The sequence below is a fragment of the Gordonia sp. JH63 genome, assembly GCF_009856645.1.
Classification (GTDB): Bacteria; Actinomycetota; Actinomycetes; order Mycobacteriales; family Mycobacteriaceae; genus Gordonia; species Gordonia hongkongensis.
In genome coordinates, this window is the sequence record NZ_CP047235.1 from 1,740,102 (window position 1) to 1,763,247 (window position 23,146).

A 23,146-nucleotide genomic window follows, 5' to 3' on the forward strand; every position below is an offset into this window, starting at 1 on the left:
CCCCTCCGTACGCGACAATTCCCTGCGTGTCCGGAGAATTCCCGGGAACCGGCGGCCGCTGCCGTGCGTCCAAGAATGCAGGGCCGCTCGGAGGATGGCAGTGAACTGGCGGACGCGCGTCGGGGAGGGGTGACATGAACGGCGACGGTGCGGACGGTGTCGGGTCGCGCCCGATCTCGATGGACACCGCCCAGGTGTCCGCGGTGTCGGCGTACTACCGCAGGTCCTCGCTGGTGTTGTCGGCGGTCGCCGACGATCTGGCCGCACACGACTTCGGGACCTGGGCTCGGGAGTCGATCGCAGGAGACGAGAACACGGTCGCCTTCGGGCCGTCGGCCGCGGCGTACGCCGAGATGAGCGCGACCCTGTCGCGCCGGTTACGGGTGCAGGCCACGGCCGCTGCGGCGCTCGCGGACACTCTCCGCAACAGTGCGCTGACCATGGCGGACGGGGATCGGCGCGTGGCGGACGAGATCTCGCGAGCGCTGCCGCCCTCGGGGGTGGACGGCCGGTGAGGCGCGGCGCGGACTCGTTGTCGGTGCTGAGGTCCGACGCCCGGGGTGGCGTCGAGACGTTGATCGAACTCGTGGCGGCCGGGCGTCTGATGGGGGTCGCCGCCCCCGACGATGCCACCCTCCGCAACGGACTCCGCGTGGTCGACGGATTCGACATCGCGGCCTTGTCCGCGGACAGCCGCGCCCTGGTGTCGGCGCACCGGGCCGTGTCCGAACAACTCCACCATCTCCCCGAACAGCAGGTCCGCCTCGACGACGGTTGGAACAGCGAGTCCGCGACTGTCGCCCTCACGACGGTCATCGACCATCAGCGTCGCGCCGAATCGGACCTGCACATCCTGCGCACCCTCACCGACGCCACCTCGGCCGCGGCGTCGGGCATCGACCGCCTGCTGCGCACCTTCTATCTGACCGTCGCCCGGTTGTCGGCACCGACCGCGGCCGGGGTGCCGCCGGCGGAACTGCCGCAGGCGGTGCTCACCGGTCGCGTGCCGATCGGGGTGGCGGTCGAGGACATCTCGTCCCGGCTGGCCCTGTTCAGCACCTCGCTCGAGACGACGACCCGCGGGATCGCCGGAATCCTCGACCTCCTGAACCGGTCCGTCGACGGCATCGACGACGAGGCTTATCCGGTCGACGCCGGGCACCCGGGCGCCGTCCCGGTCGTGTCGCCGGGATCACCGTCCGCGGCGGCACCGGCGCAGACCGTCGCCGCGCCCGCACCGGGACCCCAGACCTGGATGGCCGAATCGACCACCGATGCCCGACCGGCGGAAACCGGGGCGGCGACCGCCGCGGCACGATCAGAGCCCCCGGTGTCGATGTCAGGTGTCGCCGCGTCCGAGCCCCCGGCGTCCGTACGGTCGTCGGAGCCCGACGAGTCGGCGCGCGCATCCCGCGACGACGGCGTCGACGTCCCGTTCCGGCTGGGCGGCGCCGAGGGACACGACGCGCCCGTCGCGTCGGGGCCGACGGCCTCGGCCACCGTCGAGGCGGCAACCGGGGCGGTCGCCGAAACCGAAGCCGCGGAACCGAATCGGTCGGAACAGAATCGGTCGGGGCCGGAACCGGAGGCATCGCCGGACCGATCGTCGGGTGATCTGGCGTTGGCGGGTGACCAGTGAACCTCGCCGACCAGATCGAGGCCCTCGCCCGCACCGCGACCGCCGGCGTCGCCGAGGCGTCACACGTGTTCTCCGCTCGACAGCGGGACCTCGAACTCGCGATGGACGAGCATGGCCGCAACGCGGTGCGGTCGGAGACGCAGCAACTCCGGGACGACCTCGAGAACGCCGCCGACGCCGCGGACGCCACCCCGGGCATCATGTTGCCGGCCGACGTGGCCGACGCCAGTCCCCATCTGCCGCCGCGCAACACATAGGCTGTCTGCTGTGCCAGGCAAGAAGCAGCAGAAGCCGACGCAGTCGCCCGCGAAGCTGATGAAGGCGCTCGCCCGACGCGGCCCCCATCGCGTGTTGCGCGGCGACCTCGGGATCGTCGGGACCCCGGGTGTCGTGTTCACTCCCGCCGAGGGCGAACGACTCCCCGCCATCGCGTTCGGGCACGGGTGGATGACGTCGGTCGAGCGCTACCGCGACCTGTGCCACCACCTCGCGTCCTGGGGCATCGTCGTCGCCGTCCCGGCGGGTCAGCGAGGCCTGCTCGCGTCCGACGACACGATGGCCGCCCAGCTCCGTTCAGCGCTGTCGATCGTGACCCGGGTCCCGCTCGGCTTCGGCGAGATCACCGTCGACCCGCGCAAGATCGGGTTCGCCGGCCACGGCTTCGGTGCCGCCGCAGCGGTATTGGCCGCGTCGGAAGGCGTGCTGCACGGTCAGCCGCAACCGTCGGCCCGGGGGGTGGTCGCACTGTTCCCTGCGCCGACGACTGCGCAACTCCTGCCCGCGGCCCGCCGGGTGAGTGCTCCGGGACTCATCGTGTCGGCGATCGGCGAACTCGACACCATCGACGGCAACGCCCTGCCCCTGGCACAGGCGTACGGGTCGGAGTCGGCCGCCGATCCCCGTCCCGGTGTGGTGCTGCGTACCCCGCCGGCCGCGACGTCCCGCGGGCTGATCGAGCACCGGTCGATCAAATCACTCCTCGGCGGCAACGGCGCCGACAAGAAGACGCACACCGCCGCACGCGCCCTGACCACGGGATTCCTGCTGCACACCCTCGACGACGACAGCCGGTACGAGGCCTTCGCCGACGCCGACACCGAGCTCGGCAAGGTGCCCGCGGTGGACCTCGACGATCCGCCGGAGATCCAGGACAAGATCGCCAAGTTGCTCGGCGCGAAAGAGCGCAAACGCCGCCGTGCGGCGAGTCCGGTGCCGTCCCGGGCCCCGAACGCGGTGGTGCCCGACACCATCGAGTGACGTCCGTGCCGCGGTACCCGGTGGCGGCCTGCTGTGACCCCCGCTCGGCACCCGACGCGCCGCGCTGCCGCTCGCGCGTCCGCAGGTACCCTGACTAGCTATGTGTGGAATCGTGGGATACGTGGGGCGGCGCGATGCCCTGGACATCGTCGTCGACGCGCTGCGGCGGATGGAATACCGCGGGTACGACTCGGCGGGCGTCGCGATCCTCGACGGCGAGGGAAGCACCGCGATCCAGAAGAAGGCACTCCGGCTGGAGAACCTCGAGAAGCAGATCGCCACGGTCGGGCGCGAGTCGCTGTCGGGCACGACCGGCATCGGACACACGCGGTGGGCCACACACGGCAAGCCGACCGATCGGAACGCGCATCCGCACGCCAGTGACGACGGCAAGCTCGCCGTCGTCCACAACGGCATCATCGAGAACTACGCCGAGCTACGTGCCGAACTCGAGGACGACGGCATCGAGTTCGTGTCCGAGACCGACACCGAGACCGCCGTGCACCTCGTGTCGAAGTACTACGCGTTCGGGCCGACCGCCGGCGACTTCGTGGCGAGCGCGTATGCGGCGCTGCGTCGCCTCGAAGGTGCGTTCACGCTCGTGTTCACCCATGCCGACCACGCGGACACCATCGTCGCCGCGCGGCGGTCGACCCCGCTCGTGGTGGGTGTCGGGCAGGGCGAGATGTTCCTCGCGTCGGACGTCACGGCCTTCATCGAACACACCCGGGACGCGGTCGAGCTCGGCCAGGACGAGGTCGTGGTGATCACCGCCGACTCGTACACGGTCACCGACTTCGACGAGAACGCCCGGGACGGCAAGCCGTTCCACATCGACTGGGATCTCGCGGCCGCGGAGAAGGGCGGCTACGACTTCTTCATGCTCAAGGAGATCGCCGAGCAGCCGCGCGCGATCGCCGACACCCTCCTCGGGCACCTGCAGAACGGTCGCATCGTGCTCGACGAGCAACGCCTGACCGACGACGATCTGCGCGACGTCGACAAGGTGTTCGTGGTGGCCTGCGGCACCGCCTACCACGCCGGGCTGCTGGCCAAGTACGCGATCGAGCACTGGACGCGCCTCCCGGTCGAGATCGAACTCGCCAGTGAGTTCCGCTACCGCGACCCGGTTCTCGACCGGTCGACCCTGGTGGTGGCCATCTCGCAGTCCGGTGAGACCGCCGACACGCTCGAGGCGGTCCGGCACGCGAAGGACCAGAAGGCACGCGTCCTCGCGATCTGCAACACCAACGGGGCACAGATCCCCCGGGAATCCGACGCGGTTCTCTACACCCACGCGGGCCCCGAGATCGGCGTCGCGTCGACGAAGTGCTTCCTCGCGCAGATCGTCGCCGCCTATCTCGTGGGGCTCGCGCTTGCGCAGGCACGCGGCACGAAGTACGCCGACGAGGTCGCCCGCGAGTTCGCGGCCATCGAGGCGATGACCGACTCGGTCGCGCAGGTGTTGGACACGATGGAGCCGGTCCGGGAGCTGGCGCGTTCGCTGGCGCACCACAACACGGTGCTGTTCATCGGCCGGCATGTCGGGTATCCGGTGGCGCTCGAGGGCGCTCTCAAACTCAAGGAACTCGCGTACATGCACGCCGAGGGGTTCGCGGCCGGCGAGCTCAAGCACGGGCCGATCGCGCTGATCGAGGACGGGCTCCCGGTGATCACGGTCATGCCCTCGCCGGACGGCCGCGCCGTGCTGCACTCGAAGATGGTCAGCAACATCCGCGAGATCCAGGCCCGCGGAGCCCGCACGATCGTCATCGCCGAGCCCGACGACGCGGCCGCCCGTGCCGTCGCCGACGAGTTCATCCCCATCCCGAAGACGCCGACGCTCCTGCAACCGCTGGTGTCGACCGTGCCGCTGCAGGTGTTCGCGGCGAGCGTCGCGCAGGCCCGTGGCTACGACGTCGACAAACCGCGGAACCTGGCCAAGTCGGTGACCGTCGAATAGCGGTTCCGCATGCCGATCCGGTACCTGACGGCCGATGAGGTCCGCGCCGCCGAGCGGGCGACGGGGAACCTGCTCAGCGACGGCGTGCTGATGCGCCGGGCGTCGCACGGCGTCGCCCGGGTGATCGCGGCAGAGCTGAGCCGGACCGGCGGATGTTATGGACGGTCGGTCGGGCTGGTCGTCGGTGCGGGGGACAACGGCGGCGACGCGCTGTTCGCCGGTGCCGAGCTGTGCCGCCGCGGCGTGCGGGTCGACGCGGTCCTGCTCGCCCCGGACCGCGCCCACGCCGCCGGGCTGCGGGCATTCCGCGCCGCCGGCGGACGGATCGGCGAGCGGCTACCCGACGGCCTCGAGGTGATCGTCGACGGCGTGGTCGGACTCGGTGGCCGGGGGCCGCTGCGGGCGAACGCCGCCGAGGTCTTCGCGGTGGTCGGTCCGGAAACCACCGTCGTCGCGGTCGACCTGCCGTCTGGCGTCGACGCCGACACCGGTGAGGTCCACGACCCGGCGGTGCGTGCCGACATCACCGTCACCTTCGGCTTCCGTCGCCGCGCGCACTTGCTCGCCGCCCCACAGTGCGGGCGGGTCGTCCTCGTCGACATCGGCCTCGGCGACCCCGCCGATTCGGCGCTCGCCACCTTGACCGACGACGAGATCGATTGGCCGACACCGGGTCCCGGGGACGACAAGTACACGCAGGGGGTGGTCGGGGTGATCGCCGGGTCGCATCGGTACCCCGGTGCGGCCGTCCTCGCCACCGGCGCGGCGGTGACCGCCACCTCGGGAATGACCCGGTTCGTCGGCTCCGCCCACGCCGAGGTGGTGGCGCAGTGGCCGGAGGTCGTCGCCACGCCCGACCTCGCCGGTGCCGGACGCGTGCAGGCGTGGGTCCTCGGCCCCGGCATGGGTACCGACGATGCGGCCGCGACGACCCTGCGTACCGTCCTGGACACCGATCTGCCGGTCCTGGCCGACGCCGACGCGCTCACCCTGATCGCCCGCGACCCCGGGCTCGTCGACGGGCGGACGGCACCGACGCTGCTGACCCCGCACGCCGGCGAATTCGCCCGCTTGACCGGTACCGAACTGGGCGCCGACCGTCTGACCGCCGTCTCCGGTCTCGCCGCGCGGTGGGGCGTCACGGTGCTGCTCAAGGGACGTATCACGCTGGTCGCCGACCCGACGGGTCACGTCCTGGGCAACGACGCCGTGTCGTCGTGGGCGGCGACCGCCGGGGCCGGCGACGTCCTGTCGGGGATCGCCGGGGCCCTGCTTGCCGCCGGGAGGTCGCCGCTGGTCGCCGGTGCGTCGGCCGCGCGCGTCCACGCCCGGGCGGCGCAGCTCGCGAGTGGCGGCGCGCCGATCGGGGCGTCGACGCTGCTGGGGGCGCTGCGGCCGGCGATCCGCGAGTTCACCACGCCGCCAGCACGAACGCGAGCGGGTACAGCGCCGTCAGCACGCTGAACGCGGTGACCGACGACAGCACGATCGCGTCGGCGATGACGCCCGGGCGCCGAAAGGCGCCGTGCCTGACCCGCTGGACGAATGACACGACGAGACCCGCGCAGGCGACGATCGTCATGAGTACTCCCACGCCGAAGGCGACGAGAGCCGCGACCCCGTACCCGTCGGCGGGTTCGCCCGCCATGGCGTGCCCGAGGGCGAGAAGGAAGAGCACCGCGGCCGTGGCGAACGCCACCCACCCGATCGTGTTGGCGGCCCACGACGTCAGCGATGCGCGCAGGCCCGGCCGACCGGGAGGCGCGGGCGGGACGACCGGGTCGACGGGCACGAAGCCGGCGGGCGTGAAGCCGGCGAGGTCGTGGGCTGGGCGCAGGCCGACCGGGGTGAGAACGGCGGGGTCCTGCGGATTCGAGTTCGTGTACATGGTGACTTCCGGTGGATGCGGCGGTTCGGGATCAGCGTCGGGGTCCACTCAACCGTCCTGCCCGACGCCGCGCATCGGTGTGACTACTCAGACCATCTCCGCAGAACGACGCGCACCTCACGCCGGAGGCAGCCGGGACGAGCCGCACCCGGCGATCTGGGACAATGGTCGACGATGACTTCCCCTGCTCTGACCGCGACCGTGGATCTCGGCGCGATCGCCCACAACGTCGGCGTGCTGCGCGCCGCTTCGGGCGCTGACGTGATGGCGGTCGTGAAGGCCGACGCCTACGGCCATGGCGCCCTGCCGGTGGCCCGCGCCGTGCTCGCGGCCGGCGCCGCCGAACTCGGGGTCGCGCACCTCACCGAGGCCGCCGCGCTCCGCGCCGCCGGCATCGACGCCCCGATCACCGCGTGGCTGCACACGCCGGGAGCCGACTTCGCCGGAGCGATCGTCGACGGCATCGACATCGCACTCTCGTCGATCTCCCAGCTCGACGCGGTGATTGCGGCGGCACACCGCACCGGTCGGTCGGCGGTCGTCACCGCGAAGGTGGACACCGGCCTCAATCGCAGCGGCGTCGCGGTGGACGAGTGGGCGGATTTCGCCGAGCGGGTGGCGAAGGCGCACGTCGACGGCTCGGTGACCCTGCGTGCGGCGATGTGCCACCTCGCGCGCGGCGACGAACCCGAGCACCCGCTGAACGACGCGCAGGCGCAGCGGCTCGACGCCGCGGTCGCCGACCTGGCCCGCCTCGGCGCTGCACCGCAGGTGGTCCACATCGCCAATTCGCCTGCGGCGCTGACCCGTCCGGATCTCGCCCGCGACCTGGTACGGCCGGGGATCGCCGTCTACGGCCGGACCCCGGTACCGGCACGCGGCGACTTCGGGCTGATCCCGGCGATGACCCTGACCGCGACCATCGCGCTCGTGAAGAAGGTCGCCGCTGGGCAGGGTGTGTCCTACAGCGAGACGTGGATCGCGCCGCGCGACACGGTGGTGGCCGTGGTCGCCGCGGGGTACGCCGACGGCGTGCCGCGACTGCTGTCGGGCCGGATCCGGGTCCGGATCGGCGAGCGGATGTTCGACGGGGTGGGCCGGATCTGCATGGATCAGCTGGTCGTCGACCTCGGACCCGACGGCGCGGGTGTCCGCGAGGGGGACCAGGCCGAACTGTTCGGCACCGGCGCCTCGGGCGGCCCCACCGCGAAGGACTGGGCGGACGCGATCGGCACCATCGACTACGAGATCGTCTCCCAGGTCGGGACGCGCGTGGTCCGTCGTTACCTCGGCGAGAGGCAGGTCGGGCTCGCCGCCGAGACAACGGCAACCACGAAGTCTATGGGGACCGGACAGTGAGCGAGGCAGCAGTGGTGGAATCCGACCGGGTCGGACTGCTGGCCGGGGTGGCGGGGGTCGCCGCCCTGGGCGGCATGGCAGCCGTCGGGGCAGCGCGCAACATCGCCCGCAAGAGCGTGGTGGGCCGTCCGGACCCGCACGCCGATGTCGATCTCACCGCGCTCTACCGCGAGCGGGGGACCACGGTCACCGCCGACGACGGGCTGGATCTCGCGGTGCGGATCGTCGACCTCGGGACGGTGTCGGAAGGCTCCGTGCCCGACCTCACGATCGTGTTCGTGCACGGCTTCAGCCTCCGGCTGTCGAGCTGGCATTTCCAGCGCGAGCAACTCGCCGCCGAGTGGCACGATCGCAACTACCGGCTGGTGTTCTTCGATCACCGGGGGCACGGGGAGAGCGACCCGGCCCCGACCGAGACCTGCACGATCGCGCAGCTGGCCGACGACGCGGCGGCGGTGATCCGTGCCACCGTACCCGTGGGACCCGTTGTCCTCGTGGGTCATTCGATGGGCGGGATGACGCTGATGGGGCTCGCGCGCCGGCACCCGGCATTGTTCTCATCGCACGGTCCGGTCGCCGGGGTGGCGCTGGTGGCGACGGCGTCGCGCGGTGTCACCGACGCCGGACTCGGTGAGGGACTGCGCAATCCGGTGGTGGATGCCTTCCGGATGAGTGTGCGCCGCGCGCCGCGACTGGTCCAGGCGGGCCGCGGACTGACCCGCGCCGCCCTCGAACCGGTGCTGGTCGCGGCGAGTTTCGGGCCGACGTTCTACAGCCCGGCCCTCGGCGCCGCGGTGGACACGATGATCCAGAGCACGCCGATCGAGACCATCGTGAACTTCTTGCACGCCTTGGAGATCCACGACGAGTCGACCGCCCTGCCGGTGGTCGCCCAGGTGCCGACCACGGTCGTGTGCGGAGACCGGGACCGGCTCACGCCGTTGCGCAATTCGGTCCGGATGTACTCCCAACTGGGCGCCGATTCCCGCCTGGTCGTCGCCAAGGGCGCCGGCCACATGGTCCAGATGGAGGAGCCCCGGCTCGTCAGCGACGCGATCGCCGAACTGGTGGATCGCGCGCGGATCGCTCTGCCGGCCCCTCGTCGGCGCTGGTGGAAGCGAGGCCGCCGATGAGCGGCGTGGGTCCCCGGGGTACGCGCGACCTCCGCGAGGTCGAGGACACCGAGGCCTTCGGCGCCGAGCTGGCGTCGACCCTGTCCGCAGGTGACGTGGTCATCCTCGACGGTCCGTTGGGCGCGGGAAAGACGGCGCTGGCCCGCGGGATCGGTGCCGGTCTCGGCGTCGAGGGGCGGGTGACCTCGCCGACGTTCATCATCGCCCGCGAGCACCGGCCGGGCCGGCCCGACCGCCCGGGGATGGTCCACGTCGACGCCTATCGGCTCGGCGGTACGGGATGCGGTTCCGGGATGCTCGACGAACTGGATGCCCTGGACCTGGACTCCGACCTGGACGAGGCGGTCGTCGTCGTCGAGTGGGGCGAAGGTGTGGCCGAGCGGCTCGCCGACCGGCATCTGGTCGTGCGGCTGCGACGGGACACCGAAACCGATGTGCGACACGCCGAGTGGGAGTGGGTGAGCGCGGAATGAGTCAGGGTCTGGTGCTGGCGGTCGACACCGCCACCGATTCGGTGGTGGCCGGAGTGGCCGAACTGCGCGACGGTGAGGTGCGCGTGCTGGCCGAACGGGTGGTCGCCGACCACCGGCGGCACGCCGAACTGCTCACCACCCTGGTCGCCGAGTGTCTTGCCGAATCCGGCACGGCCCGAACCGAACTGACCGCGGTTGTCGTCGGCTGCGGGCCCGGGCCGTTCACCGGACTCCGGGTGGGGATGGCGACCGGCGCCGCCTTCGCCGACGCGCTGGGGATACCGGCGTACGGCGTGTGCTCCCTCGATGCGCTTGCCGTCGACGCCGGTCCGGACGACGCAGGATCGCGAGCTCTGGTGGTGACCGACGCGCGCCGGCGCGAGGTCTACTGGGCGCTCTACGAGGGTGGCCGCCGTGTGCGCGGGCCCGAGGTGACCGCGCCCGGGGTGGTCGCCGAGGAGCTCGCCCCCGATGTCGCCGGGGGGCGGATCGGTGCGGTGGCGGGTTCGGCGGTCCACCTCGAACTCGCCGGCTGGACCGGTGATCCACCCGCGGCCGGCGTCCCGACCGTACGCGGGGTGGTCATGGCGGCCGCCGCCGACATCGTCGCGGGCGCCGAACCCGAACCCCTTGTGCCGCTGTATCTACGACGCCCCGACGCGGTCGAGCAGAAGGCCCGCCGGGCGGGTGTGGCGCGATGACCACACCGGAGCTGGTCATCGACGCGCTCACCTTCGGTGACATCCCGCGCTGCGCCGCGCTGGAACGGCGGATGTTCGCCGACGACTCGCCCTGGCCCGCCGCGGCTTTCCGCGCCGAACTCAACGCCCCGTACAACACCTATTTCGCGGCTCGGGAGCGCCTCGGCGCCGACGTCATCGGTTACGCCGGGATCTCCACGCTCGGGCAACCCGACGCCTGGGAGTGCGAGATCCACACCATCGCCGTCGATCCGGACCATCGGGGACGGGGAGTGGGCCGGGCGCTGCTCGAGGCCATGCTCGCCGTCGCGGACGAGAACGACGCCGCGGTGTTCCTGGAGGTACGCACCGACAACGAGGTGGCGATCGGGCTGTACTCACATCACGGGTTCAGCACCGCGGGTCTTCGCCGCAACTACTATCAGCCGTCCGGCGCGGATGCCTACACGATGTTGCGGCTCCCGGTGTCGGGCCGGCCGCTCGAACCGGAGGAGGGCCCGGCGTGATCGTTCTCGGTATCGAAAGCTCCTGCGACGAAACGGGTGTCGGCATCGTCCGGTGGACGCCGGGCGACGGCGACACACCCGGATTCGCGACGATGCTGGCCGACGAGGTCGCGTCGAGCGTGGACGAACACGCCCGGTTCGGCGGCGTGGTCCCCGAGATCGCCTCCCGAGCGCACCTGGAGGCGATCGTCCCCACGATGCGTCGGGCGCGGGAGGCGGCCGGGATCGACCGCCCCGACGCCATCGCGGTCACCATCGGGCCGGGACTCGCCGGCGCGTTGCTCGTCGGGGTGGCCGCGGCGAAGGCCTATGCACTCGCCTGGGACGTACCGCTGTACGCGATGAACCATCTCGGCGGGCACGTCGCGGTGGACACCCTCGAGCACGGACCGATGCCGGAGTGCGTCGCACTGCTGGTCTCCGGTGGACATACGCACCTGCTGCACGTCACCGATCTCGCCGAGCCCATCGTCGAACTGGGCACCACGGTCGACGACGCGGCCGGGGAGGCCTTCGACAAGGTCGCCCGCCTGCTCGATCTCGGTTTTCCCGGGGGGCCGGCGCTGGACCGCGTCGCCCGTGAGGGTGACCCGGGTGCGATCGCCTTCCCACGCGGTATGACCGGTCCCCGCGACTCGCGGCACGACTTCTCCTTCAGCGGACTCAAGACCGCGGTCGCACGGTATGTCGAGAAATGCGTGCGCGACGGTGTGGAGGTACCGGTGGCGGACGTCGCGGCCTCGTTCCAGGAGGCGGTGGCGGACGTGCTGACGATGAAGGCGGTCCGGGCCTGCGGTGACCTCGGGGTGGACACCCTGGTCCTCGGCGGCGGTGCCACCGCCAATTCGCGCATCCGATCGCTGGCGGAGGAACGATGCGCGGCGGCCGGGATCGACCTGCGGGTTCCGAAGCCGCGCCTGTGCACCGACAACGGCGTCATGATCGCGACGCTCGGCGCTCATGTGATCGGCGGGGGCGCGGCGCCCTCGCCGCTGACCGTGGCGTCGGACCCGGCGATGTCGGTGCGTGTCAGTCAGCTGTAGCGGACGGAGCCCGGCCGTCTTCGCGGGGAGCGAACACGGCCGGGTTTTTGCAGCCTCCACCCTTGAGTGCTGGCACTCGCATGTATAGAGTGCTAGATGGCGCTGACCGAAGCCTCGGACACCCGCGACGACGGGGTTTTGCAGGGCCGTGAACGTGCAGATTCTTTCTCAGTACGAAAGTTGAGGACTCACATCGTGGCGAGCGTGAACATCAAGCCGCTTGAGGACAAGATCCTGGTGCAGGCCGTCGAGGCCGAGACGACCACCGCGTCGGGCCTGGTCATCCCGGACTCCGCCAAGGAGAAGCCGCAGGAAGGCACCGTCATCGCCGTCGGCGAGGGTCGGGTCACCGAGCAGGGCAACCGCGTCCCCGTGGACGTCAAGGAAGGTGACACCGTCATCTACAGCAAGTACGGCGGCACCGAGATCAAGTACGCCGGCGAGGAGTACCTGATCCTCTCGGCGCGCGACGTCCTCGCCGTCATCGGCAAGTAGGACCGGCACCGAACTCCGGCCGAGTTAGACCCCGCGAGCCTTCATCGCGTCTCACATCGCCCCGGCGCCCCGTGCAGGGGTACCGGGGCGATGTGCGTTACGCCGACAGGCTCCCGTTGCAGAAAGTGATTCATGGCCAAGCAGATTGAATTCAACGAAACCGCGCGCCGGGCGCTCGAGCGAGGCATCGACCAGCTCGCCGACACCGTGAAGGTCACCCTCGGCCCGCGCGGACGGCACGTGGTCCTCGCCAAGGCGTTCGGCGGACCGAGTGTCACCAACGACGGCGTCACCATCGCGCGCGACATCGAGCTCGACGATCCGTTCGAGAACCTCGGCGCGCAATTGGTGAAGTCCGTCGCCACCAAGACCAACGACGTGGCGGGCGACGGCACCACCACCGCGACCGTGCTGGCACAGGCGATGGTCAAGGCCGGCCTGCGCAACGTCGCCGCCGGGTCCAACCCGATCGCTCTCGGGCAGGGCATCAGCAAGGCCGCCGATGCGCTGAGCGAGGCCCTGCTCGCCGCTGCGACCCCCGTCGCCGGTGAACAGGCCATCGCCCAGATCGCCACCGTGTCCTCCCGCGACGAGGAGATCGGCGAGATGGTCGGCAAGGCGATGACCGCGGTCGGCGCCGATGGTGTCGTGACCGTCGAGGAGAGCTCGGGGCTGAGCACCGACCTCGAGATCACCGAGGGCGTCCAGTTCGACAAGGGCTTCCTCTCGCCCTACTTCGTCACCGATCTCGACAGCCAGGAAGCGGTTCTCGAGGACGCGCTGGTCCTGCTCTACCGCGACAAGATCAGCTCCCTGCCGGACTTCCTGCCGCTGCTGGAGAAGGTCGTCGAAGCAGGCAAGTCGCTGCTGATCATCGCCGAGGATGTCGAGGGCGAGCCGCTGTCGACCCTCGTCGTGAACTCGATCCGCAAGACGATCCGCGCCGTCGCCGTCAAGGCGCCGTTCTTCGGCGACCGCCGCAAGGCCTTCCTCGAAGACCTCGCGATCGTCACCGGCGGAACCGTCGTCTCCTCCGACATCGGCCTGAGCCTGCCGACGGTCGGTCTCGACGTGCTCGGCTCGGTCCGTCGCGTCGTCGTCACCAAGGACGCCACCACCCTCGTCGAGGGTGCCGGCACCAAGGACGCGATCGCGGACCGTTCGGCGCAGCTGCGTCGGGAGATCGAGCAGTCCGACTCCGACTGGGACAAGGAGAAGCTCGCCGAGCGTCTGGCGAAGCTCTCCGGTGGTGTCGCGGTGATCCGCGTGGGTGCGGCCACCGAGACCGCGCTCAAGGAGCGCAAGCACCGCGTCGAGGACGCCGTCGCGGCGGCCAAGGCCGCCGTCGAGGAGGGGATCATCCCCGGTGGTGGCTCGGCCATCGTGCAGGCGTCGAAGAAGCTCGACGCCCTCGCCGAGTCCCTGACCGGTGACGAAGCCCTCGGCGTGCGGGTCGTCCGCGACTCCGCGCGGGCGCCGCTCTACTGGATCGCCGCGAACGCCGGACTCGACGGCGCGGTCGTGGTCGACAAGGTCGCCGGTGGGGCCGAGGGCTCGGGGTTCAACGCCGCGAGCCTGTCCTACGGCGACCTCGTCGCCGAAGGCATCATCGACCCGGTGAAGGTCACCCGGTCGGCGGTCGTCAACGCCGCGTCGGTGGCCCGCATGGTGCTGACCACCGAGACGGCGATTACCGATCAGCCGGCCGACGAACCGGCCGGTCACGCCGGACACGGGCACGCGCACTGACGTAACTCCGCGCAGTTCGACGAACACGAGAGCCGGGCATCCTCGCAGGGATGCCCGGCTCTCGGGGTCGTGGTCTGGTCGGGTTCGACGCCCCTGGCCTCAGCTGGCCATCCGGCGGCCGACGCCCCGCTTCATCAAGATGCTGCGCTCGGATTCGGACAGTCCGCCCCAGATGCCGTACGGCTCCGCCACCGCGAGTGCGTGCTCCCGGCATTGCGCGATGACCGGGCACTGGTGGCACATCTCTTTGGCGCGTCGCTCACGCTGCGCTCGGGCGCGGCCGCGTTCGCCGTCCGGATGGAAGAACATCGACGAGTCGACGCCGCGGCAGAGTCCTGACATCTGCCAGTCCCAGATGTCAGCGTTGGGGCCGGGGAGATGATTGGGCTGAGGCATGACAGCTACTCCTTGTCGTGGGCCGCACCGGGGTGCTTCGGTGGGAAACGTCGATTTCCTGCAACGCTGAACTCACATTAAGCGGGCCTGAGAAATTGCGTCAATAGCCCTGAAATGGGACAGGATTGCTGCGAAAGTCTCAGAAATGTTAACGGCGGGTTAGGTGATCGCGGTTGGATAGCACAGCGCGGATGCGTCGTTGCGGTACCCCCTGAACCGGGGCGACCGACCCGGTGTGACCTGCAATGATGGCTGCCTAGTCCAGGTCTCCGTCCAGCGCGTCGGACGTAGGGGTGTGGTGACGTCGATCGAACCGATTTACACGGCGGAAATCTTCCGATGATGCACCCGTGATCTGTCCAGAGAATTAACGTTGGGAATCGTTCGTTAAATTCATGCAAACCGAAAAAGATCGAGTGACCAAGAACACCTCCTCGACGCTCGACAAAGCCGTTGAGCTGCGTCGACACCCCTCGATGCGACCTTCGGTGGTCCCGCTGCTGTATGCGTGGGCCGCGGCGGTCTCCGTCGGCGGGGACGGGAACTACGCCCGCGCGCTCACCGAACTCGCGTCCCTCGAACGGGTCGCCGGTGTACGGGCGCGGGTATCCGCGCCCACCGACCCCCACCTCGCCGTGCTGTCGCTGTGTCAGAGCACGCGGGCCTCTCTGATCCGCCAGGCCGGGCGACACCACATCTCGCATGGGGTCGACGGTCGAGCCCTCCTCACCGTCGGCATCTCCGGCGCCCGGGCCGAGCCGGGTGCACCGGGCCCCGGGCCACGCGAGGTCTCGCTCATCCGAGCGGCGGTCGCGGACGGACTCGTCGGGCTCGCGGCCGACAATCTGGGTCTGCTGCGGTTCGATGCGTCCCGTCGGCTGCTCGACCGGGCGCGAACGGTCCTCGATCCCACGGACGAGCGGCCGGTCGGGGCGAACCCCGAACAGTGGTCCTGGCGGCCGGCGGACGCGGACTGGATGACGGCCACGCGCTGCCGCCTGCGCTGGGAATGGGTGAGCGCCGAACTCGGTCTGTACCGCGGTGACGTGGCGTCCGGGCTCGAACACGCCCGAGCGGGGGCACTGCTGGTGCGGGAGATGCACGACGCGGCGACTCCGGTCCCGGCCCGCCATCGAGTGAAGACCGCGTTGATTGCCGCGGCTGCCGCCGCGGGCGCGGGGGATCGGGGTGGCACCGCGAACGCGGCGCGGGACGTCGTCGCCGACGCTCGCGACGAGGCCCTCCTGCCCCTGGAGTGGGCGGCGATGAGCCTGCTGCTGGGCACCGGAGCCGCGTCCGGCGACGAGGCCGTTCACCACCGCCGGCTCCGCGCCACGCTGATCGGCAAGGGCATGGCGCTGATGCCGGACGGTTGATCGCTAAGGTGTGTTGGGGTCTGCCACGTCGTCGCCGCCGGAGACGTCGCCGGAACGCGCTCTCCAGCCGCGTCCGTGCCACGACGATCGCCACCGGCGGCGTCACCGTGCCGGGGCCCGGACCAGGACCGGCAATTAGACCGGTTGGCCGACTTGTAACACGGGGATTCCTACGCGCGATGAAGTTGACAGGTGGTGAGTTGAACGACGCCGTCCGGGCCGCGGGCCAAGGCGATCGGGCAGCTCTCACGTCAGTTCTCGAAAGCGTGCAGGAACCGATCTTGCGCTACTGCCGAGGACGCATCGGGGTAGGGGAACGGCATCTGTTCTCCGCCGACGACATCGCGCAGGAGGCATTGATGGCGGTGATGACCGCGTTGCCACGGTACCGTGACCAGGGCAAACCGTTCATGGCCTTCGTCTACGGCATCGCCTCGCACAAGGTCGCCGACGCCATGCGGGTGGCGGCACGGGTGAAGTCGGACCCGGTCGAGGAGATCCCCGAGGTCTCACACGTCACCGGGGGTCCCGAGCAGTTCGCGATCGATGCCGACGGCAGCAGGCGGATGAGAGCCCTGCTGGGCATCCTCCCCGAGAAGCAACGCGAGGTACTGGTCCTGCGGTTGATCGTCGGAATGTCGGCGGAGGAGACCGCGCAGGCGATCGGCAGCACCGCGGGAGCAGTACGAGTCGCCCAGCATCGAGCGCTGGCGAAATTGAAAGACGAGTTGAGACGGACAGGAGGTCACGATGAGCGGACAGTCTGATTGGCGTAGACGCCGTGTCGCCGGTGGTGACCAGCCGAATCGACCCGGTCAGCCGCCGGCGCACCGTCGCGCGCCCGGTTCGAGCGGCCCGGCGCCCGCCGGGCCCGGACCCCGCCCGGTTGACCCGTTCTCCTCGAACGCGGAGTCCGGACTCGACGCGTTCGATCTCTCCGCTTCCGACGACGCGCTCGACCTCTCCGAACTGAACTTCGACGAGAACTTCCTCGACGCGCTGACCCGGGATGTACCGGTGCCGACCCGCGACGCGGCCGAGTATCAGCTGGCCGAGATGCTGTCCGGCTGGCGGTCGGAGATCGTGTCCACCCCGGAGCCCGAGTTGCTGTCCGTCGACGACGTCGAGCGGGCCATCGGGACCAGCGAGCGCGCGAGTCGCGGCCGCCGCATGGTTCGTCACCTGCGCGTCGTCTCGGGTGCCGCCGCGATCGTCATCGTCGCCGCAGCCGGCCTGACCGTGCTCTCCGAGGGCTCGCAACCCGGCGACCCGCTGTGGGGCATCAAGCAGGTCGTGTTCGCCGAGGCCGCGTCGCAGACGCAGGCGGCACACGACGTCCGGAACAACCTCGAGCGTGCCGAGGCCGCGATCGCTGCCGGTGATCCGGGTGCGGCGGCCAGCCTGCTGGCCGAGGCGCAGGAGCGCATGGGTCCGATGGACAACGAGATGCGCGACGAGATGACGGACTGGATGAACCGCATCCGCGCGGGTGCGGGTCTGCCGACCGAGACCACCGATCCCGCACCGTCGACCGGTGCGGAACAGCCCGGGACGATCGACCCGACCCGACCCGATCTCCGGAGCTCCGAGGACGAGCCCGCGCCCGACGCGTCGAATCCGCCGGGTGGCGGGACGGATGAACCGACCACGCCGTCCGAGCAGACGAGCGAACCGCAGGAGCCGTCGTCGGTCCCGCCCTCGAGCGAGCCGACAGAACCGTCGACGCCGTCGTCGAGCACGAAGGTCACCCGTTTCCCGGCCGAGTTCCCCGAGATCCCGTGGACGCCGCCGCCGGGCGTGGACGCCGGTCGGCCGATCGGCTGACGCGACCGCACCATCGCCGGCCCGAACGGTCGGTGGAGATCATGAGCGAGGCCCCGCACCGGATCGGTGCGGGGCCTCGCTCATGTCGTTGCGCCGGAGAGTCGGCGACAGTTACCGCTGCGTCCGTGGAGGGTCAGCGCTCGTCGTCGAGATGACTACGGGCGTCGGCGTAACCGCGGCAGTAATCCCACGTGACGTAGGCGTCCGGACGGGGATCCACCGCGGGCTCGTGCGGCCGGACGGTGCCGTCGATGAGAAGCTGGATCAGGTTGGCGCGCAACATGTCCCAGTCGTGGTAGTGGTCCTCGCGGCAGTCCTCGCACACGACGACCAGGCCGCGTACACCGCGATTGGCCAGCAAGGCCTCGTAGAGTGCGAGATCGGCGAGATCTTCCTCGACCGCGAGCCGCTCGTTCTCGTCCAACGGGATACCCGGCTCCACGCTGTCCAATGCGGATGCGGGATCGCTGGGATCGTCGGCGAACGGATCCGGCGGGAGGCCGGGTGGCAGGTGGTCACGCACCACACCACCGTAGCCGATCCGCGGGTGCGCGCGCCGCAGGCGTTCACCGGTCGAGCGCACCTGTTGAGAGTGGGTCGGGCGACCTCATCGGCGCGAAGACTCCTGTGTGACGATCGCCGCAACAAGGGACTCGATACCATGGTCCGATGACTGCTGTTCGTACCGGTGGAGACGATCCCGGCAAGGTCGCGATGCTCGGCCTGACCTTCGACGACGTCCTGTTGCTGCCCTCGGCGTCGGACGTGATACCCAGCGAGGTCGACACCTCGTCGCGGGTGACCAAGAACGTGACGCTGCGGGTCCCGCTGGTGAGTTCGGCGATGGACACCGTGACCGAGTCCCGGATGGCGATCGCGATGGCGCGCGCCGGGGGTATGGGTGTCCTCCACCGCAATCTGTCGATCGAGGACCAGGCCGGTCAGGTCGAGACCGTCAAGCGGTCCGAGGCGGGCATGGTCACCGATCCGGTGACGTGCACCCCCACGCACACGCTCGCCGAGGTGGACGCCATGTGTGCGCGCTACCGCATCTCCGGCCTTCCGGTGGTCGACGACAAGGGTGAGCTCGTCGGCATCATCACCAACCGCGACATGCGGTTCGAGGTCGACCAGAGCCGTCCGGTCGCCGAGGTGATGACCAAGGCCCCGCTCATCACCGCCCAGGAGGGCGTCTCCGCAGAGGCCGCGCTGGGACTGCTCCGCCGGCACAAGATCGAGAAGCTGCCGATCGTCGACGGCAACGGTCGCCTGACCGGACTCATCACCGTCAAGGACTTCGTCAAGACCGAACAGCATCCGCTGGCGACCAAGGACTCCGACGGACGGTTGCTCGTCGGGGCGGCCGTCGGCACCGGTGACCCGCAGTGGGACCGGGCGATGGCGTTGGCCGACGCCGGGGCCGACGTGATCATCGTCGACACCGCCCACGCGCACAACCGGCTCGTGCTCGACATGGTGGCCAAGTTGAAGGCCGAGGTCGGCGATCGGGTGGATGTGGTCGGCGGCAACGTCGCGACCCGCGAGGCCGCGCAGGCCCTCGTCGACGCCGGCGCCGATGCGGTGAAGGTCGGCGTCGGACCGGGCTCGATCTGCACCACCCGCGTCGTGGCGGGTGTCGGTGCCCCGCAGATCACCGCCATCCTCGAAGCCGTGGCGGTCTGTCAGAAGGCGGGAGTGCCCGTGATCGCCGACGGTGGTCTGCAGTACTCCGGCGACATCGCCAAGGCCCTCGCGGCGGGGGCGTCGACCGCGATGCTCGGTTCGCTCCTCGCCGGCACCGCCGAGGCCCCCGGCGAGCTGGTCCTGGTCAACGGCAAGCAGTTCAAGAGCTACCGCGGCATGGGTTCGCTGGGTGCGATGCAGGGTCGCGGACAGGCGAAGTCGTACTCCAAGGACCGCTACTTCCAGGACGACGTCCTCAAAGAGGAGAAGCTGGTTCCCGAGGGCATCGAGGGACGGGTGCCGTTCCGCGGTCCGCTGTCGCAGGTGATACATCAGCTCGTCGGCGGCCTTCGTGCCGCGATGGGCTACACCGGCGCGTCGACGATCCCGGATCTGCAGACCGCGCGGTTCGTCCAGATCACCGCGGCCGGCCTGAAGGAATCCCACCCGCACGACATCACGCTGACCGCAGAGGCACCCAACTACTATTCCCGCTGAACTCCCCGAGGTCGTTCCCGCCGGACTCGTCCGGCGGGCCAGGCCGTAGGGTCGTTGTGCAGCTGAACTCCGCAGAAAGGCGCAGTGGTGCGTGACCTCGTCGAAATCGGCATGGGCCGGACAGCCCGACGGACCTACGAGCTGGGGGACATCAGCATCGTCCCGTCCCGTCGGACCCGTTCGTCCAAGGACGTCTCCACCGCATGGCAGATCGATGCCTACCGGTTCTCCTCGCCGATCCTGAGCCACCCGACGGATGCCCTGGTGTCGCCGTCGGTCGCGATCGAACTGGGCAAGCTCGGCGCGCTCGGCGTCCTGAACGGTGAGGGGCTGTGGGCCCGTCACCGCGATGTCGAGGCGAAGATCGCCGAACTCGTCGCCATCGCGGCGGAGGACCCGGATCCCTATGCGGCGGTTCGACACCTGCAGCAACTCCACTCGGCCCCGCTCGACAGCGGGTTGCTCGGCGAGGCCGTGGCCCAGGTCCGCGACGCGGGGGTCACCACGGCCGTCCGCGTCAGCCCGCAGCACGCACCCGAGCTGACCCCGGCGCTGCTGGCCGCCGGGGTGGAGATCCTGGTGGTGCACGGCACGATCATCTCGGCGGAGCACGTGGCGCAGGTCGATGCCGACGGCACGCAGCGGGAACCGCTGAACCTGAAGACCTTCATCGCCGATCTCGACGTACCGGTCATCGCGGGCGGCGTGCACGACCACCGCACCGCGCTGCACCTGATGCGGACGGGTGCCGCGGGCGTGATCGTCGGCTACGGTTCCGCCGCGGGAGCCACCACGACGGGCGAGGTGCTCGGCATCGGTGTGCCGATGGCCACCGCCATCGCCGACGCCGCCGCCGCGCGTCGCGACTACCTGGACGAGACCGGCGGTCGCTACGTCCACGTCATCGCCGACGGCGACATCCACAGCTCGGGCGACATCGTCAAGGCGATCGCCTGTGGAGCCGACGCCGCGGTCCTCGGAACCTCGCTCGCCGCAACGAGTTCCGCGCCGGGCAACGGGTGGTACTGGCCGTCGGCCGCTGCTCACCCCGACACCCCGCGCGGCGCCCTCCTGCAGGTCGCCGCGGGCGAGGACCGACCGAGTCTCGAGCGGGTCCTCTACGGCCCCTCCGACGACCCGTACGGCGAGCTGAACGTCGTCGGCGCACTGCGTCGGGCCATGGCGAAGGCCGGTTACTGCGACCTCAAGGAATTCCAGCGCGTGGGGTTGTCCGTCCGCGGCTGATAGTTAGGGTGACCTGGGTCTCTTTATGTGACAATGCGCGTTAGTATGTTCGGCATGGGATTCGACAAGTCGACAGAACACGCCACCGACTTCGACGTTCTGATCGTCGGCTCCGGGTTCGGCGGCAGCGTGAGTGCGTTGCGGCTCGTGGAGAAGGGGTACCGCGTCGGCGTGGTCGAGGCCGGTCGTCGGTTCGAGGATGAGGACTTCGCCAAGACCAGCTGGCGCCTCAACCGGTGGTTGTGGGCACCGAAGCTGGGCCTGTACGGCATCCAACGCATCCACGCCCTGAAGGACGTGATGATCCTCGCCGGGGCGGGCGTCGGCGGCGGCTCGCTCAACTACGCCAACACGCTCTACAAGCCCCCGACGCCGTTCTTCACCGATCCGCAGTGGAATCACATCACCGACTGGGAGGACGAGCTCAGCCCGTACTACGACCAGGCCCGGCGGATGCTCGGGGTGGTCACCAACCCGACGGTCACCGCGTCCGACCGCGTGGTCGCCGAAGTCGCCGCCGAGATGGGTGTCGGGGACACGGTGACCCCGACACCGGTCGGTGTGTTCTTCGGTGCGAAGACCGGTCTGTCCGGGGCGCCCGGCGAGACCGTCGCCGACCCGTACTTCGGCGGTGCGGGTCCGGCCCGAACCGCTTGCACCGAGTGCGGCGCGTGCATGACCGGATGCCGGGTGGGTGCCAAGAACACCCTGCTGAAGAACTATCTCGGCCTCGCGGAACGCCACGGCGCCACCATCATCGACCGGACCACGGTGGACTCGCTGCGGCAGCGCGCCGACGGTGTCTGGGAGGTGGGCACGCATCACTCGTCGTCGTGGGGTCCGCTCGGACGCCGTCGACACACGATCACGGCGGGCCAGGTCATCCTGGCGGCCGGCACGTTCAACACCCAACGACTGCTACACCACGCGAAACTCGGTACGCTGCCGCAGATCTCGGACGCGATGGGTCGGCTCACGCGCACCAACTCGGAGTCGATCCTGGGTGCGATGGGGTCGCGGATCGACCCGGAGAACGACTACTCGCGCGGCGTCGCGATCACTTCGTCGTTCTATCCCGAGCCGAACACGCACATCGAACCGGTGCGATACGGCAAGGGCTCCAACGCGATCGCGTACCTGCAGACCCTGCTCACCGACGGCGGGTCCCGGCGCAATCGGTTCGGGCAGTTCCTGCGTCAGGTCGCCCGCAACCCGTTCCTGCTGGTGCGGTTGCTCGTGGTGCGACAGTGGAGCGAGCGGACCGTGATCGCCCTGGTCATGCAGAACAACAACAACTCGCTGACCACCTTCGTGCGCAAGCGCGGACCGGTGCGGTACGTCACCAGCAAACAGGGCCACGGTGAGCCGAATCCGACGTGGATTCCCAAGGGCAACGAGGCAACTCGCCGTATCGCGGCGAAACTCGACGGCGGCGTCGCCGGCGGGACCTGGGGCGACATCGTCAACATGCCGCTCACCGCGCACTATCTCGGCGGGTGCGCGATCTCCGACGACCCGGACAACGGCGTCATCGATCCCTACCAGCGCGTGTGGAACTACCCGACGTTGCACATCGCGGACGGTGCGTCGGTGTCGGCGAACCTCGGCGTCAATCCGTCGCTGACGATCTGTGCGCAGGCGGAACGCGCGGCGGCACTGTGGCCGAACAAGGGCGAACAGGACCGGCGTCCTGTCCAGGGCGAGCCGTATCGCCGCATCGAGCCTGCGACGCCGACGTCCCCGGTGGTGCCGGCCGACGCACCCGGCGCCCTGCGGCTGCCGATCACCCCGGTCGTCCCGGCCACTCCACTGACGGCTCAACGGATCTCGTAGCGTCGGTGCGCCGATCACCCGCCCTGTGAGCACGTGACCCCGGTCGGCGGCGTCGGCGGGTAGTGTCGTCGTCCAGTGCCGAACG

The 23,146-nt window shown here is 70.2% G+C and carries 23 protein-coding genes; 20 read left to right on the forward strand and 3 right to left on the reverse strand.

The window, feature by feature from the left end; all coding sequences use genetic code 11:
• Nucleotides 1-134 precede the first annotated feature (134 nt).
• The 6 genes from GR168_RS07865 (at nucleotide 135) to GR168_RS07890 (ending at nucleotide 6,323) form a co-directional block, all read left to right on the forward strand.
• Nucleotides 135-515, forward strand: coding sequence for a hypothetical protein (locus GR168_RS07865; protein WP_065629910.1), 381 nt, complete (start codon nucleotides 135-137; stop codon nucleotides 513-515).
• Nucleotides 512-1,639, forward strand: coding sequence for a hypothetical protein (locus GR168_RS07870; RefSeq protein WP_065629909.1), 1,128 nt, complete (start codon nucleotides 512-514; stop codon nucleotides 1,637-1,639). The genes GR168_RS07865 and GR168_RS07870 overlap by 4 nt, the downstream gene beginning before the upstream one ends.
• The gene (locus tag GR168_RS07875) at nucleotides 1,636-1,896 is read left to right on the forward strand and encodes a hypothetical protein (RefSeq protein ID WP_065629908.1); all 261 of its coding nucleotides are present in this window, start codon (nucleotides 1,636-1,638) and stop codon (nucleotides 1,894-1,896) included. Before GR168_RS07870 ends, GR168_RS07875 begins: the two co-directional genes overlap by 4 nt.
• A gap of 10 nt (nucleotides 1,897-1,906) precedes the next feature.
• Nucleotides 1,907-2,896, forward strand: coding sequence for an alpha/beta hydrolase (locus GR168_RS07880; RefSeq protein ID WP_159370458.1), 990 nt, complete (start codon nucleotides 1,907-1,909; stop codon nucleotides 2,894-2,896).
• A gap of 100 nt (nucleotides 2,897-2,996) precedes the next feature.
• Nucleotides 2,997-4,859, forward strand: coding sequence for a glutamine--fructose-6-phosphate transaminase (isomerizing) (gene glmS / locus GR168_RS07885; protein WP_058250703.1), 1,863 nt, complete (start codon nucleotides 2,997-2,999; stop codon nucleotides 4,857-4,859).
• A gap of 9 nt (nucleotides 4,860-4,868) precedes the next feature.
• Entirely contained in the window at nucleotides 4,869-6,323 is a 1,455-nt protein-coding gene (locus GR168_RS07890) for an NAD(P)H-hydrate dehydratase (protein WP_159370459.1), read from the forward strand.
• On the opposite strand, the gene GR168_RS07895 is transcribed toward GR168_RS07890, so the two are convergent.
• Nucleotides 6,271-6,795, reverse strand: a complete 525-nt coding sequence (locus GR168_RS07895; RefSeq protein WP_238995049.1) for a hypothetical protein — start codon at nucleotides 6,793-6,795, stop codon at nucleotides 6,271-6,273. The genes GR168_RS07890 and GR168_RS07895 overlap by 53 nt on opposite strands.
• Nucleotides 6,796-6,921: 126 nt before the next feature.
• On the opposite strand from GR168_RS07895, the gene alr reads away from it, so the two are divergent.
• From alr to groL, 8 genes are all read left to right on the forward strand, one after another.
• Nucleotides 6,922-8,106, forward strand: coding sequence for an alanine racemase (alr, locus tag GR168_RS07900; protein WP_159370460.1), 1,185 nt, complete (start codon nucleotides 6,922-6,924; stop codon nucleotides 8,104-8,106).
• On the forward strand, nucleotides 8,103-9,239 hold the full coding sequence (locus GR168_RS07905) for an alpha/beta hydrolase (protein WP_159370461.1): 1,137 nt from the start codon (nucleotides 8,103-8,105) through the stop codon (nucleotides 9,237-9,239). Before alr ends, GR168_RS07905 begins: the two co-directional genes overlap by 4 nt.
• A complete protein-coding gene (gene tsaE, locus GR168_RS07910; protein WP_159370462.1) occupies nucleotides 9,236-9,712 on the forward strand; it encodes a tRNA (adenosine(37)-N6)-threonylcarbamoyltransferase complex ATPase subunit type 1 TsaE in 477 nt (158 codons plus the stop codon). Before GR168_RS07905 ends, tsaE begins: the two co-directional genes overlap by 4 nt.
• The gene (gene tsaB / locus GR168_RS07915) at nucleotides 9,709-10,413 is read left to right on the forward strand and encodes a tRNA (adenosine(37)-N6)-threonylcarbamoyltransferase complex dimerization subunit type 1 TsaB (RefSeq protein ID WP_159370463.1); all 705 of its coding nucleotides are present in this window, start codon (nucleotides 9,709-9,711) and stop codon (nucleotides 10,411-10,413) included. Before tsaE ends, tsaB begins: the two co-directional genes overlap by 4 nt.
• Entirely contained in the window at nucleotides 10,410-10,919 is a 510-nt protein-coding gene (gene rimI / locus GR168_RS07920) for a ribosomal protein S18-alanine N-acetyltransferase (RefSeq protein ID WP_065629901.1), read from the forward strand. Before tsaB ends, rimI begins: the two co-directional genes overlap by 4 nt.
• Nucleotides 10,916-11,962: a tRNA (adenosine(37)-N6)-threonylcarbamoyltransferase complex transferase subunit TsaD gene (gene tsaD / locus GR168_RS07925; protein ID WP_068970174.1), complete on the forward strand. Its 1,047-nt coding sequence runs from the start codon at nucleotides 10,916-10,918 to the stop codon at nucleotides 11,960-11,962. The genes rimI and tsaD overlap by 4 nt, the downstream gene beginning before the upstream one ends.
• A 195-nt stretch (nucleotides 11,963-12,157) precedes the next feature.
• Nucleotides 12,158-12,457 (forward strand): co-chaperone GroES, encoded by a 300-nt coding sequence (gene groES / locus GR168_RS07930; protein WP_004019185.1) that lies wholly within the window; start codon nucleotides 12,158-12,160, stop codon nucleotides 12,455-12,457.
• Nucleotides 12,458-12,589: 132 nt separating this feature from the next.
• Entirely contained in the window at nucleotides 12,590-14,206 is a 1,617-nt protein-coding gene (gene groL / locus GR168_RS07935; RefSeq protein WP_058250696.1) for a chaperonin GroEL, read from the forward strand.
• A gap of 99 nt (nucleotides 14,207-14,305) precedes the next feature.
• Here the strand turns inward: groL and GR168_RS07940 are convergent, their stop codons facing one another.
• A complete protein-coding gene (locus tag GR168_RS07940) occupies nucleotides 14,306-14,602 on the reverse strand; it encodes a WhiB family transcriptional regulator (RefSeq protein WP_010841865.1) in 297 nt (98 codons plus the stop codon).
• A gap of 416 nt (nucleotides 14,603-15,018) precedes the next feature.
• Between GR168_RS07940 and GR168_RS07945 the strand changes: the two genes are divergently transcribed.
• From GR168_RS07945 to GR168_RS07955, 3 genes are all read left to right on the forward strand, one after another.
• The gene (locus GR168_RS07945) at nucleotides 15,019-15,978 is read left to right on the forward strand and encodes a hypothetical protein (RefSeq protein ID WP_159370464.1); all 960 of its coding nucleotides are present in this window, start codon (nucleotides 15,019-15,021) and stop codon (nucleotides 15,976-15,978) included.
• A gap of 179 nt (nucleotides 15,979-16,157) precedes the next feature.
• A complete protein-coding gene (locus GR168_RS07950) occupies nucleotides 16,158-16,745 on the forward strand; it encodes a sigma-70 family RNA polymerase sigma factor (protein ID WP_010841867.1) in 588 nt (195 codons plus the stop codon).
• Nucleotides 16,729-17,802, forward strand: coding sequence for an anti-sigma-D factor RsdA (locus tag GR168_RS07955; protein ID WP_159370465.1), 1,074 nt, complete (start codon nucleotides 16,729-16,731; stop codon nucleotides 17,800-17,802). The genes GR168_RS07950 and GR168_RS07955 overlap by 17 nt, the downstream gene beginning before the upstream one ends.
• A gap of 133 nt (nucleotides 17,803-17,935) precedes the next feature.
• On the opposite strand, the gene GR168_RS07960 is transcribed toward GR168_RS07955, so the two are convergent.
• Nucleotides 17,936-18,325: a DUF5319 domain-containing protein gene (locus tag GR168_RS07960; protein ID WP_058250883.1), complete on the reverse strand. Its 390-nt coding sequence runs from the start codon at nucleotides 18,323-18,325 to the stop codon at nucleotides 17,936-17,938.
• Nucleotides 18,326-18,471: 146 nt separating this feature from the next.
• Between GR168_RS07960 and guaB the strand changes: the two genes are divergently transcribed.
• The 3 genes from guaB (at nucleotide 18,472) to GR168_RS07975 (ending at nucleotide 23,061) form a co-directional block, all read left to right on the forward strand.
• Nucleotides 18,472-19,983, forward strand: a complete 1,512-nt coding sequence (gene guaB / locus GR168_RS07965) for an IMP dehydrogenase (RefSeq protein WP_159370466.1) — start codon at nucleotides 18,472-18,474, stop codon at nucleotides 19,981-19,983.
• 87 nt (nucleotides 19,984-20,070) lie between these two features.
• Complete coding sequence (locus GR168_RS07970; RefSeq protein WP_058250882.1) at nucleotides 20,071-21,228, forward strand: GuaB3 family IMP dehydrogenase-related protein; 1,158 nt, start codon at nucleotides 20,071-20,073, stop codon at nucleotides 21,226-21,228.
• Between the two features lie 54 nt (nucleotides 21,229-21,282).
• Complete coding sequence (locus GR168_RS07975; RefSeq protein WP_159370467.1) at nucleotides 21,283-23,061, forward strand: GMC family oxidoreductase; 1,779 nt, start codon at nucleotides 21,283-21,285, stop codon at nucleotides 23,059-23,061.
• Nucleotides 23,062-23,146: the final 85 nt, after the last annotated feature.